Annotated in this window: 10 protein-coding genes; 2 read left to right on the top strand and 8 right to left on the bottom strand. The window is 69.5% G+C overall.

Going from position 1 to position 12829, the window contains the following annotated elements; all coding sequences use genetic code 11:
* A partial coding sequence (locus tag KN815_RS22695) for an ATP-dependent Clp protease ATP-binding subunit (RefSeq protein WP_216343773.1) occupies positions 1–2177 on the bottom strand: 2177 nt, incomplete at its 3' end.
* Between the two features lie 137 nt (positions 2178–2314).
* Here KN815_RS22695 and KN815_RS22690 point away from each other — a divergent pair.
* The gene (locus tag KN815_RS22690) at positions 2315–2719 is read left to right on the top strand and encodes a pyridoxamine 5'-phosphate oxidase family protein (protein ID WP_216343772.1); all 405 of its coding nucleotides are present in this window, start codon (positions 2315–2317) and stop codon (positions 2717–2719) included.
* Between the two features lie 174 nt (positions 2720–2893).
* Here KN815_RS22690 and proP read toward each other — a convergent pair whose 3' ends face one another.
* From proP to dnaK, 6 genes are all read right to left on the bottom strand, one after another.
* Complete coding sequence (proP, locus tag KN815_RS22685) at positions 2894–4432, bottom strand: glycine betaine/L-proline transporter ProP (protein ID WP_216343774.1); 1539 nt, start codon at positions 4430–4432, stop codon at positions 2894–2896.
* Between the two features lie 129 nt (positions 4433–4561).
* Positions 4562–4933: a cupin domain-containing protein gene (locus KN815_RS22680; protein ID WP_216343771.1), complete on the bottom strand. Its 372-nt coding sequence runs from the start codon at positions 4931–4933 to the stop codon at positions 4562–4564.
* Between the two features lie 140 nt (positions 4934–5073).
* The gene (locus tag KN815_RS22675) at positions 5074–5553 is read right to left on the bottom strand and encodes a heat shock protein transcriptional repressor HspR (protein ID WP_216343770.1); all 480 of its coding nucleotides are present in this window, start codon (positions 5551–5553) and stop codon (positions 5074–5076) included.
* A gap of 5 nt (positions 5554–5558) precedes the next feature.
* On the bottom strand, positions 5559–6749 hold the full coding sequence (gene dnaJ / locus KN815_RS22670) for a molecular chaperone DnaJ (RefSeq protein WP_216343769.1): 1191 nt from the start codon (positions 6747–6749) through the stop codon (positions 5559–5561).
* A gap of 45 nt (positions 6750–6794) precedes the next feature.
* On the bottom strand, positions 6795–7451 hold the full coding sequence (gene grpE, locus KN815_RS22665) for a nucleotide exchange factor GrpE (RefSeq protein ID WP_216343768.1): 657 nt from the start codon (positions 7449–7451) through the stop codon (positions 6795–6797).
* Complete coding sequence (dnaK, locus tag KN815_RS22660) at positions 7448–9319, bottom strand: molecular chaperone DnaK (protein WP_216343767.1); 1872 nt, start codon at positions 9317–9319, stop codon at positions 7448–7450. The genes grpE and dnaK overlap by 4 nt, the downstream gene beginning before the upstream one ends.
* Before the next feature lie 270 nt (positions 9320–9589).
* Here dnaK and KN815_RS22655 point away from each other — a divergent pair, with 270 nt between their 5' ends.
* Positions 9590–11881, top strand: a complete 2292-nt coding sequence (locus KN815_RS22655) for a (Fe-S)-binding protein (RefSeq protein ID WP_216343766.1) — start codon at positions 9590–9592, stop codon at positions 11879–11881.
* Positions 11882–12092: 211 nt separating this feature from the next.
* Here KN815_RS22655 and KN815_RS22650 read toward each other — a convergent pair.
* Positions 12093–12829, bottom strand: a 737-nt coding sequence (locus tag KN815_RS22650) for an ATP-binding SpoIIE family protein phosphatase (protein WP_216343765.1), incomplete at its 5' end; no start/stop codon positions are given.

Genomic DNA, 12829 nt, shown 5'->3' with positions numbered 1-12829 from the left:
AGGTTGGAGGTGAGCACCAGGATGGTGTTGCGGAAGTCCACCGTCCGGCCCTGGCCGTCGGTGAGCCGCCCGTCGTCCAGGACCTGGAGCAGGACGTCGAAGACCTCGGGGTGGGCCTTCTCCACCTCGTCCAGCAGCACCACGCTGTAGGGGCGGCGGCGCACCGCCTCGGTGAGCTGGCCGCCCTCCTCGTAGCCGACATACCCGGGCGGGGCGCCGACCAGCCGGGCCACGCTGTGCTTCTCGCCGTACTCGCTCATGTCGATGCGGACCATGGCCCGCTCGTCGTCGAAGAGGAAGTCGGCGAGCGCCTTGGCCAGCTCGGTCTTGCCGACGCCGGTGGGGCCGAGGAAGAGGAACGAACCGGTGGGCCGGTCCGGGTCGGCGATGCCCGCGCGGGTCCTGCGCACGGCGTCCGATACCGCCCTTACGGCTTCCATCTGGCCGATCAGCCGCTTGCCCAGCTCGTCCTCCATGCGCAGCAGCTTCTTGGTCTCGCCCTCCAGCAGCCGGCCGGCGGGGATGCCGGTCCAGGAGGCGACCACATCGGCCACATCGTCCGGGCCGACCTCCTCCTTGACCATGGTGGGGCGGTCCTGCTGGACCTCGGCCTCGGCCTCCGACGCCTCGGCCAGCTCCCGCTCGACGGCCGGGATCTCCCCGTACAGCAGCTTGGAGGCGGTGTCGAAGTCGCCGTCGCGCTGGGCGCGCTCGGCCTGGCCGCGCAGCTCGTCCAGCTTCTCCTTGAGCTCACCGACGCGGTTGAGGCCCTGCTTCTCCTTCTCCCAGCGGGCGGTGAGCCCGCGCAGCTCCTCCTCCTTGTCGGCGAGGTCGCGGCGCAGCTTGTCCAGCCGCAGCTTGCTGGCCTCATCGGTCTCCCGGGCCAGCGCCATCTCCTCCATCCGCATCCGGTCCACCGACCGCTGGAGCTCGTCGATCTCCACGGGGGAGGAGTCGATCTCCATCCGGAGCCGGGAGGCCGCCTCGTCGACCAGGTCGATGGCCTTGTCGGGCAGGAAGCGGGAGGTGATGTACCGGTCGGAGAGGGCGGCGGCGGCCACCAGCGCGCCGTCGGCGATCTGCACCTTGTGGTGGGCCTCGTAGCGGCCCTTGAGCCCGCGCAGGATGGCGACGGTGTCCTCGACGGTCGGCTCGGCGACCAGCACCTGCTGGAAGCGGCGCTCGAGCGCGGCGTCCTTCTCGATCCGCTCGCGGTATTCGTCGAGGGTGGTGGCGCCGACCATGCGCAGCTCACCGCGGGCCAGCATCGGCTTGAGCATATTGCCCGCGTCCATCGCGGAGTCGCCGCCGGCGCCCGCGCCGACCACGGTGTGCAGCTCGTCGATGAAGGTGATGATCTGGCCGTCGCTGGACTTGATCTCGGCCAGGACGGTCTTCAGCCGCTCCTCGAACTCACCGCGGTACTTCGCGCCCGCGACCATCGCGCCGAGGTCGAGGGCGACCAGGCGCTTGTCGCGCAGGCTCTCGGGGACGTCGCCCTTGACGATCCGCTGGGCGAGCCCCTCGACGACGGCCGTCTTGCCGACGCCCGGGTCGCCGATCAGCACCGGGTTGTTCTTGGTGCGCCGGGAGAGCACCTGCACCACCCGGCGGATCTCCTGGTCCCGGCCGATGACCGGGTCCAGCTTGCCCTCGCGCGCGGCGGCGGTGAAGTCCGTGCCGAACTTCTCCAGGGCCTTGTACGTGCCCTCCGGATCGGCCGTCGTCACCCGCTGTCCACCCCTGACCTTCTCGAACGCGGCGAGCAGCTTCTTGGCGCTCGCCCCCTGCTGGTCGAGCAGCTCCCCGGCCTGGCCGCCCTTGGCGGCGATGCCGATGAGCAGATGCTCGGTGGAGACATAGTCGTCCCCCAGTTCCCTGGCCCGCTGGGTGGCGTCCGCGACGACGGCGAGCAGCTCACGACTGGCCTGCGGCGGGGCCACGGTGGAGCCCTGGACGCTGGGCAGGGCGGCGAGCAGCCGCTCGGCGCCGCCGCGCACATGGGCCGCGTCGGCCTCTACGGCTGCCAGCAGATCCATGACGTTCTCGTTGTCCTGGCCCTGGAGCAGGGCGAGCAGGAGGTGCGCGGGCGTCATATCCGCGTGTCCGGAGGACACCGCCCGGTCATTGGCGGCGCTCAGCGCCGCCCGGCTCTTGTTGGTCAGCTCGGCATCCACGTCCCTGTGCTCCTCCTCGCTGCGATCTTCCCATCCTGCCCTACCCAACCTCCGCAAAGTTGAGTCTATTCCACTCAACCTCGCTGACGCCACTCCCCTGGCCTGAGGTTCCGGGCCATGTCGGTAGGTTCTGGACCATGCCTGTCGACCCCCGCAACCCCGATCCCGAGTACCTCGATTTCTGGCGCGAACGCCATGTCTGCACCCTGACCACCCCCCGCCCGGACGGCACCCCGCATGTCGTCCCGGTCGGCGTCACCTACGACCCCGAGGCCGGGCTCGCCCGCGTCATCGCCAACCGCCACAGCCGTAAGGTCGCCCATGTCCGGGCGGCGGGCGAGGGCGGTGCGCGGGTCGCGGTCTGCCAACTGGCGGGCAGGCGGTGGGCCACGCTGGAGGGGCTCGCGGTGGTACGCGAGGAGCCCGAGCTGATCGCGGAGGCGGTACGCCGCTACGCCGAGCGCTACGAGCGCACCCCGCGCCCCAACCCCGACCGCGTCCTGATCGAAATCACCCTCACCCGCGCCATGGGCAAGGGCTGAGGCAGCGCATGGGCAAGGGCTGAGCCAGCGCATGGGCAAGGGCTGAGCCAGCGCATGGGCAAGGGCTGAGCCAGCGCATGGGCAAGGGCTGAGCCAGCGCATGGGCAAGGGCTGAGCCAGCGCATGGGCAAGGGCTGAGCCAGCGCATGGGCAAGGGCTGAGGCCCGGGCCGGATCAATCCTCGCCCTTCTCCTCCCGGTGGCCCGCCCCCGCCCAGGGGTGGCGCAGCCGGATCCAGACGTCGCGGGCGTGCCGCCCGGCCTCCGTACGGCTCTCGGCCACCGCCGTACGCGCCTCCTCCTCGGTCTCCACCATGGGCCCCGAACCGCGCAGCGGCTTCCCCGCCGTCTCATGCAGGAACAGCGTGGCGATCAGCCCGATCACCCCCGCCGCCATCAGGTAGAAGGCGGGCACCAGCGTGTTGTGCGTGGTGGCCACCAGCCATGAGGCCAGCAGCGGCGTCGTCCCGCCGAACAGCGACACGGAGAGGTTGTACGAGATCGACAGGGCGCCGTAGCGCAGCCGGGTCGGGAACAGCGCCGGAAGCGTGGCGGCGCTCGTCCCCGCGAAGGTGACCAGCATCGCGCCCAGGATCAGACAGCCGATCGCGGGCATCAGCACGCCGCCCGCCCGGATCAGCAGCACCGCCGGAATGGCCAGCGCCACCAGGCCCAGACTGCCGAACAGGAACAGCGGCCGCCGCCCCCAGCGGTCGGAACCGCGCCCGACCACCGTGATCGCCAGCACCACGAACAGCATGGTGCCCAGCACCAGCACCTGGGCCGTGGTGGCGTCCTGGCCGAGCGTGGAGGTCATATACGTCGGCAGATACGACGTCACCATGTAGTTGGTGACGTTGTACAGCAGCACCAGGCCCATACAGATCAGCATCGCCTCCCAGTGCCGGGTGAAGATCTCCTTCAGCCGCCCCTGTCCGGACTGGCGGGCCTCCTCGATCGGCACCGTTTCGCCGTGCGCCTCCGCCGCCTGCGCCGCCTCGGCCGCCCGCTCGGCCTCCTGCTGGAACGCCGGGGTCTCCTCCAGCCGCAGCCGCATATACAGACCGATCAGCCCCAGCGGCCCCGCCACCAGGAACGGCACCCGCCAGCCCCACTCCACCATCCCGGTCTCACCGACGACCGCGGTGAGCACGGTGACCAGACCGGAACCCAGCGAATAGCCGATGAAGGTGCCGAAGTCGAGCCAACTGCCGAGGAAGCCACGGCGCTGATCGGGCGCGAACTCGGCGATATAGGTGGTCGCCCCCGCGTACTCACCGCCGGTCGAGAAGCCCTGCACCACCCGGCAGGCCAGCAGCAGCAGCGGGGCGGTGAAGCCGATCGCGTCGTAGCCGGGCAGCAGGCCCACCGCGAAGGTGCCGGTCGCCATCAAGATCATGGTGGTGGACAGCACCCGCCGCCGCCCGATCCGGTCGCCCAGCGGCCCGAACACCAGCCCGCCCAGCGGCCGCACCAGGAACGCCACGGCGAACGTGGCGAACGTGGAGACCACCTGGGTGGCGGGGTTGTCGGCGGGGAAGAAGACCCTGCCGAGGGTGACCGCGACATAGGCGTAGACACCGAAGTCGAACCACTCCATGGTGTTGCCGATCGCGGTCGCCGCGACCGCGCGGCGCATCCCCGGCTTGTCGACGACGGTGACGTCCTCGATCGCCAGCGGCTCCTTACGGCGCCGCAGCAGCGTCCGGATCAGTTGGTCGGTACGGGCACTTCCGTGCGGCCACCCCCCGCGGCGGGGTCCACGCGGTGGTATCCGACCGGTACTCATCTCGTCCCCTGCCCACGGCTGAACCGCTACAGGATGCCGCTCCCGCCCCCCGTGTCAGGCCCCGGCCTCACTCGACTTCGCATACGTCAACGCCATCTGCCCCGCGACGTCGTACACCACGACCTGCTCATCGCCGACGACCCAGGCGTCATGGCCGGGCGCCACCACATACACATCCCCGGGCCCCACCTCGGCCTCCGCGCCATCGGCCGTGCGCAGCCGCATCCGGCCCCGGACCACGATCCCGCTGTGGTGGACCTCGCACAGATCGGTCCCCACGATCGGCCGCACCGACTCCCGCCAGCGCCATCCGGGCTCGAAGGTGCCCACGGCGAAATCCAGCCCGGTCAGATGCAGGGCTTCGATATGGCCTCCGGGAAAGTCACGCCGCTCATCCGGCTTCTCGATCGTCTTGACTTCCACCATGGCGATACCTCCTCCCATACATCCATGGTGCGCCCGGCACGCCCCATCGGCGCGCCCGACCAGCGGCCCCGCCGGGCACGCGAAAGGCCCGGTGGCCGTTAGGACGGTACCGGGCCTGCGATCAGCCGCGCGCCGGGGCGCTACTCCGGGCGCTTGGGGCGCCAGACCACCAGGGCACTGCTCTGCTGGACGTCCTGGTAGCGGACCAGGTCGCGGCGGTAGGAGGCGTGGACCTGGGCCTCGCGCTGCTGCATGGCGGTCGCGGCGCCCTCGACCGCGGCCTGGAGCTCGGCGACATGGGCCTGGAGAGCCGCGACCTGGTGCTCCAGTTCGATGATGCGCTTGATCCCGGCGAGGTTGATCCCCTCGTCCTGGGACAACTGCTGGACCTGGCGGAGCAACTGGATGTCCCGCGCGGAGTACCGCCGGCCACGGCCGGCGGTACGGTCGGGGGATACCAGGCCGAGGCGGTCGTACTGACGCAGGGTCTGCGGGTGCAGCCCGGAAAGCTGGGCCGCCACCGAGATGACGTACACCGGCGAATCCTCGGTCAGCTCATAAGGGTTACGGGGCCGGCCGGCGCCCCTGCCTCCGATGCCTCCTCGGCCGTGCGACTCCATTGGGGTCACGCTCCCTTCGCGGCCTTGAACAGCTCCGCCCGTGGGTCCTCTCCCACGGTCGCTTCGCGATACGACTCCAGCGCGTCCCGCGCCGGGTCACTCAGCTCCTGCGGCACCGTGACCTCGACGGTGACCAGCAGGTCTCCGCGCGTGCCGTCCTTACGGACCGCGCCCTTGCCACGGGCGCGCATCGTGCGTCCGTTGGGCGTGCCGGGCGGCAGCTTCAGGGTGACCGGCGGGCCGCCCAGGGTCGGGACCTTGATCTCGCCGCCGAGCGCCGCCTCCGGAAGGGTGACGGGCACGGTGACGGTCAGGTTGTCGCCCTTACGGCCGAAGACCGGATGCGCGTCCACGTGCACGATCACATACAGATCGCCGGCCGGGCCGCCGGTCTCGCCGGGGGCACCCTTGCCGCGCAGCCGGATCCGCTGGCTGTCGCTGACGCCCGCGGGGATCCGCACCTGCATGGTGCGGGCGGAACGGGCCCGTCCGCTGCCCTTGCAGGTCTCGCACGGGTTCTGCGCGATCAGGCCGCGGCCACGGCACTCCACGCACGGGTCGGTGAGCGAGAAGCCGCCCCCGCCGCCCCGGCTGACCTGGCCGGTGCCGACACAGGTCGGGCAGACCCGTGGGGTGCCGTCCCGGTCGCCGGTGCCCGAGCACGCCTTGCACGGGGCCTGGCTGGACATCCGCAGCGGGACCGTGGCCCCCTCGACGGCCTCGGTGAAGCTGAGCGTCACCTCGGACTCGATGTCCTGGCCCCGGCGCGGCTGGGCGCGGGTGGCGCCGCCGCGGCCGAACAGCCCGCCGAAGACATCCCCGAGCCCGCCGCCGAAGCCGCCGGCGCCACCGCCACCGGGACCGCCGCCGCCCTGGGCGCCGCCGAAGAGGTCGCCCAGGTCGAAGTTGAAGTTCCCGGTGCCGCCCGGACCGCCGGGACCGGGGCGGAATCCGCCGTTCCCGAAGAGCGAGCGGGCCTCGTCGTACTCCTTGCGCCGCTTGGGGTCGCCGAGGATGTCATTGGCCTCGGAGATCTCCTTGAAGCGGTCCTCCGCCTTGGCGTCGCCCTTGTTGGCGTCCGGGTGGTACTCGCGGGCGAGCTTCCGGTACGCCTTCTTGATCTCCGCCTCGGTCGCGTCCTTGGGGACGCCGAGGACTTTGTAGTAGTCCTTCTCCACGAAGTCCTTGGTGCTCATCCTCGACGTCCCTCCTCTCCTGCTGCTCCCGCGATCACCGTCACGTCAGCCCTCTTCCGGGCCACCGCTCTCCTCGTCCGGCGCCGCGGCCTCGCCCTCGCCGCCCTTGGCGGTGGCTCCCGGCTGGGGCTCGGCGACCGCGACCCGCGCCGGGCGGATCGTGCGCTCGCCGATTCGATACCCCGGCTGGAGAATCTGCACGCACGTGGTCTCCGTGACATCCGGTGCGTACGAATGCATCAGAGCCTCGTGCACCAGCGGGTCGAAGGGCTCGCCCTCCTTGCCGAACTGCTGAAGGCCCAGCTTCGCCGACACCGTCTCCACCGATTCGCCGACCGACTTGAAGCCGCCGACCAGCTCGCCGTGGTCACGGGCCCGGCCGATGTCGTCGAGCACGGGCAGCAGCTCGGACAGGAGGCTCGCCACGGCGATCTCCTTGACCGTCACCCGGTCCCGCTCGACCCGGCGCCGATAGTTCTGGTACTCCGCCTGGAGCCGCTGGAGGTCGGCCGTCCGCTCATTGAGGGCGGTACGCACCTGGTCCAGTTGTGCCTGAAGGGCTACCTGCTCGAGGTCCCCGGCCGGGGCTGCCGGGCCCGCCTTGTCGGCGGACCCGGCGCCCTTCGCCGCGTCGTCGGGGGTCTGCGCGGCCTCGGAGGGGACGTCGGGCTGCTCCTCGAAGCCCGGGGTCTCCTCCGTCACGCGGCACCACCCTGGCCCTTGTCGGCCTTGTCGTCGTCGACGATCTCGGCGTCCACCACATCGTCATCGGCCTTGGCCTGGCCCGCGGCGCCGGCGTCACCGGCGGCGGCACCGGCCGCGCCCGGGCCGTCCGCCTGGGTGTTGGCGTACATGGCCTGGCCCAGCTTCTGGCTGACCGCGGCGACCTTCTCGGTCGCGGTGCGGATCTCGGCGGTGTCCTCACCCTTGAGCTTCTCCTTCAGCTCGGTGAGGGCCTCCTCGACCTCGGTCTTGACCTCGCCCGGGACCTTGTCCTCGTTGTCCTTGAGGAACTTGTCCGTCTGGTAGACGAGCTGCTCGGCCTGGTTGCGGGTCTCGGCGGCCTCGCGGCGCTTGTGGTCCTCCTCCGCGTACTGCTCGGCCTCGCGCATCATGCGGTCGATGTCGTCCTTCGGCAGCGCGGAGCCGCCGGTGACGGTCATCTTCTGCTCCTTGCCGGTGCCGAGGTCCTTCGCGCCGACGTGCATGATGCCGTTGGCGTCGATGTCGAAGGTGACCTCGATCTGCGGCACCCCGCGCGGGGCCGGCGGCAGGCCGGTCAGCTCGAACATCCCGAGCTTCTTGTTGTACGCCGCGATCTCGCGCTCGCCCTGGTAGACCTGGATCTGCACGGACGGCTGGTTGTCCTCGGCCGTGGTGAAGATCTCCGAGCGCTTGGTCGGAATGGTCGTGTTGCGCTCGATCAGCTTGGTCATGATGCCGCCCTTGGTCTCGATGCCGAGGGACAGCGGGGTGACGTCGAGCAGCAGGACGTCCTTGACCTCGCCCTTGAGGACACCGGCCTGGAGGGAGGCGCCGATGGCGACGACCTCGTCCGGGTTGACGCCCTTGTTGGCCTCCTTGCCGCCGGTCAGCTCCTTGACGAGCTCGGCGACGGCGGGCATCCGGGTCGAGCCACCGACCAGGACCACGTGGTCGATCTCGGACAGCGAGATGCCCGCGTCCTTGATGACGTTGTGGAACGGGGTCTTGCAGCGCTCCAGCAGGTCGGAGGTGAGCTGCTGGAACTGGGCGCGGGTGAGCTTCTCGTCCAGGTGCAGCGGGCCCTCGGCGGACGCCGTGATGTAGGGCAGGTTGATGGTGGTCTCGGACGAGCTGGAGAGCTCGATCTTCGCCTTCTCAGCGGCCTCGCGGAGGCGCTGAAGGGCCATCTTGTCCTTGGACAGGTCGACGCCGTGGCCGTTGTTGAACTGCTTGACCAGGTAGTCGACGACGCGCTGGTCCCAGTCGTCACCACCGAGGTGGTTGTCACCGTTGGTGGCCTTGACCTCCACCACGCCGTCGCCGATCTCCAGCAGCGAGACGTCGAAGGTGCCGCCGCCGAGGTCGAAGACCAGGATGGTCTGGTCGTCCTTCTCCAGCCCGTAGGCGAGCGCGGCGGCGGTAGGCTCGTTGACGATACGCAGGACGTTGAGGCCCGCGATCTCACCGGCTTCCTTGGTGGCCTGGCGCTCGGCGTCGTTGAAGTACGCCGGGACGGTGATGACCGCGTCCGCGACCTTCTCGCCGAGGTACGACTCCGCATCCCGCTTGAGCTTTTGCAGGATGAAGGCGCTCATCTGCTGCGGGTTGAAGTCCTTGCCGTCGAGGTTGACCTTCCAGTCGGTGCCCATGTGGCGCTTGACCGACCGGATGGTGCGGTCGACGTTGGTGACCGCCTGGCGCTTGGCCACCTCGCCGACGAGCACCTCGCCGTTCTTCGCGAACGCCACGACGGACGGCGTGGTCCTGGCGCCCTCGGCGTTGGTGATGACGGTGGGCTCACCGCCCTCGAGAACACTGACGACGGAGTTCGTCGTACCCAGGTCGATGCCGACCGCACGTGCCATTTCGGGATCCTCCAGCTACAGCATTGAGTGGAACAGGCTCAAGCGTGCATCAGCCGGATCGTCGCTGTCAACAGACCTGAGTCGCATGGGCTCAAGTTTTATATGAGGCTTATGCCCAACCAAGCACTAATGAGAGGGAGAGGGGGCCAAGTGAGCGACGCAGATCACCGGCTCGTCGACTACATACGCCCCCGTCCGGACGGGTAATCTCGGTCAAGCCACATTAAGTTACTGCTTAGTAATCCAGCTCGCAGGTTCGAGGAGCCCCATATGCAACTCGCCGCGATCATCGTGTCGCTGGTTCTCACCGCGGTCGGCGTTGCCCTGCTCGGCCGGGCCGTCGCGCAGTTCGTGCGCTTCTTCAAGCTCGGCGCGCCGGTCCCAGCGGGGGCCAGGGCCGACAACCCCTACCAGCGCAGCGTGACCCTGGCCCGGGAGTTCCTCGCGCACACCCGCATGAACAAGTGGGGCGTGATCGGCGTCGCCCACTGGTTCGTGGCGATCGGCTTCCTGACCCTGCCGCCGACCATCATCAACGCCTACGGCCAGCTCTTCCAGGCGGACTGGACGCTGCCGATCCTCGGCGGCTTCCTCCCCTACGAGCTGTACATCGAGTTCATCGGCACGATGACCACCCTGGGCATCCTGACGCTGATGGCGATCCGGCTGCTCAACCTGCCCAGCCGGGCCGGCCGCAAGTCCCGGTTCGCGGGCTCCACCGCCTGGCAGGCGTACTTCGTCGAGTACGTCATCCTCATCATCGGCATCGCGATCATGGCCCTGCGCGGCACCGAGGGCGCACTGCACCACGTCGACACTTACGAGCCCGCGTACTTCGCCTCGTATCCGCTGGTCCAGCTCTTCAACGGGCTCAGCGTGGACACGGTGCAGAACCTGACCTACCTGTTCGCGATGATCAAGCTCGGTACGACCATGATCTGGATGATCACGGTCAGCACCAACCTCGACATGAGCATCGCCTGGCACCGCTTCCTCGCCTTCCCGAACATCTGGTTCAAGCGCAACGCGGACGGCGAGGTGGCCCTCGGCGCGCTTCAGCCGATGGTGAGCGAGGGCAAGCCGATCGACTTCGAGGACCCGGACGAGGACGCCCAGTTCGGCGTCTCGCAGATCGAGCACTTCTCCTGGAAGGGCATCCTCGACTTCTCCACCTGCACCGAATGCGGACGCTGCCAGTCGCAGTGCCCCGCCTGGAACACCGGCAAGCCGCTGTCGCCCAAGCTGCTGATCATGGCGCTGCGCGACCATTCGCACGCCAAGGCGCCGTATCTGCTCGCCGGTGGCGGCAAGACGGCGGAGGGCGAGGAGAAGGCGAGCAAGGAGCAGCTCGCCGACGTGCCCGCCGCGGCCCTGGCCGAGGCCGAGCGCCCGCTGATCGGCACGCTGGAAGAGAATGGCGTCATCGACCCGGACGTGCTGTGGTCCTGCACCACCTGCGGTGCGTGCGTCGAGCAGTGCCCGGTGGACATCGAGCACGTCGACCACATCGTGGACATGCGCCGCTACCAGGTGATGATCGAGTCCTCGTTCCCGTCCGAGGCGGGCACGATGCTCAAGAACCTGGAGAAGAAGGGCAACCCCTGGGGGCTGGCCAAGAAGCAGCGCCTCGCGTGGACCAAGGAAGTCGACTTCGAGGTGCCGGTCGTCGGCAAGGACATCGAGGACCTCACCGAGGTCGACTACCTGTACTGGGTCGGCTGCGCGGGCGCCCTGGAGGACCGGGCGAAGAAGACCACCAAGGCGTTCGCGGAGCTGCTGCACATCGCGGGCGTCAAGTTCGCGATCATGGGCGGCGACGAGGCGTGCACCGGTGACTCCGCCCGCCGTCTGGGCAATGAGTTCCTCTTCCAGCAGCTCGGCCAGCAGAACGTCGAGATGCTGAACATGGCCTTCGGGGAGGACGACGAAGACGAGTCGTCCAAGAAGCCGAAGTCGGCGAAGAAGATCGTCGCGACCTGCCCGCACTGCTTCAACACCATCGCGAACGAGTACCCGCAGCTCGGCGGCGAGTTCGAGGTCATCCACCACACCCAGTTGCTCCAGCACCTCATCGACGAGGGCAAGCTGGTGCCGGTCACCCCGGTCGAGGGTCTGATCACCTACCACGACCCCTGCTACCTGGGCCGCCACAACAAGGTCTACACCCCGCCGCGCGAGATCATCGCCAAGGTGCCGGGGCTGCGGAACGAGGAGATGCACCGCCACAAGGAGCGCGGCTTCTGCTGTGGCGCGGGCGGCGCCCGGATGTGGATGGAGGAGCGGATCGGCAAGCGCATCAACAACGAGCGCGTGGACGAGGCGCTGTCCCTCAACCCGGACATCGTCTCCACCGCCTGCCCGTTCTGCCTGGTGATGCTGACCGACTCCGTCAACGGCAAGAAAGCGTCCAATAGCGGCTCCGCCGCGGGCGACGGGAAGGCGAAGGAAGAGCTCCAGGTCGTGGACGTGGCGCAGTTGCTCCTCGACTCGGTGAGGACCCCGGCCGAGCCGGACGACGGCGGCAAGAGCGCCGAGGAGCCGGAACCGGCCCCGGCCAAGTAACGCCGCAACCGATGCGATGCGCAGAAGCCCGCCCACGGGGTCCGTGGGCGGGCTTCTGGCTGTGCTGGGTGGCTGGTCCCCCGGTGAGGTGGCCGCGTTGCCCCTTGGTGGCCGCGTTGCCCCATGACGGCTTTGACGGGCCTCAGGAGCCCCTACGGCCCCGTGAGCGCCTTACGGCTTTCATGCGAGCCCTTGGAGCGCCCTGAGGCCCTTACGACCGCGGCTTGCCGTTCTTCGACGGCGGCAGCGCCTGCTCGGTCCAGATCACCTTGCCGTCCGAGGTGTAGCGAGTGCCCCAGCGGTCGGCGAACTGCGAGACCAGGAAGAGCCCCCGGCCGCCCTCGTCCGTCGTCCCCGCATACCGCAGATGCGGGGAGGTGCTGCTGGTGTCGAAGACCTCGCAGATCAGGCTGCGGTCGCAGAGCAGCCGCACCCGGATCGGGCCGGTCGCGTAGCGGATCGCGTTGGTGATCAGCTCGCTGAGGATGAGCTCGGTCGTGAACGCGACATCGCCCAGATCCCACTCCGCCAGCTTCTGGGCCACCGCGGCCCGCACCGCGGCCACCTGCGACGGGTCACAGGCCACCTCCCAGTCGGCCGTCAGACCGGACTCCAGCACCCTCGTACGGGCCACGATCAGCGCGATGTCATCGCTCGGGCGGTCGGGCAGCAGCGCGTCCAGCACGGCCGTACAGGCGTCCTCGGGCGTCCGGCCGGGGTGGGACAGGGCGTCGCGCAGCATCTCCAGACCGGTGTCGATGTCCCGGTCGCGCTTCTCGATCAGGCCGTCCGTGTAGAGCACCAGATGGCTGCCTTCGGGCAGGTCCAGCTCCGAGGTCTCGAACGGCAGCCCGCCCAGGCCCAGCGGTGGCCCGGCCGGGAGATCGAGGAACTCCACCGAGCCATCCGGACGCACCAGCGCGGGCGGCGGATGACCGGCCCGCGCCA

Source organism: Streptomyces niphimycinicus (assembly GCF_018883605.1).
Classification (GTDB): Bacteria; Actinomycetota; Actinomycetes; order Streptomycetales; family Streptomycetaceae; genus Streptomyces; species Streptomyces niphimycinicus.
Note: the sequence above shows the minus strand (reverse complement) of the source record. Positions and strands in the feature narration are given on the sequence as shown.

Bases quoted from the DNA above. Each gene is read 5' to 3' on its own strand.
- KN815_RS22655 (WP_216343766.1), top strand. From the start codon at position 9,590: ATGCAACTCGCCGCGATCATCGTGTCGCTGGTTCTCACCGCGGTCGGC.
- KN815_RS22690 (WP_216343772.1), top strand. From the start codon at position 2,315: ATGCCTGTCGACCCCCGCAACCCCGATCCCGAGTACCTCGATTTCTGG.
- KN815_RS22675 (WP_216343770.1), bottom strand. From the start codon at position 5,553: ATGGAGTCGCACGGCCGAGGAGGCATCGGAGGCAGGGGCGCCGGCCGG.
- dnaK (WP_216343767.1), bottom strand. From the start codon at position 9,319: ATGGCACGTGCGGTCGGCATCGACCTGGGTACGACGAACTCCGTCGTC.
- KN815_RS22680 (WP_216343771.1), bottom strand. From the start codon at position 4,933: ATGGTGGAAGTCAAGACGATCGAGAAGCCGGATGAGCGGCGTGACTTT.
- dnaJ (WP_216343769.1), bottom strand. From the start codon at position 6,749: ATGAGCACCAAGGACTTCGTGGAGAAGGACTACTACAAAGTCCTCGGC.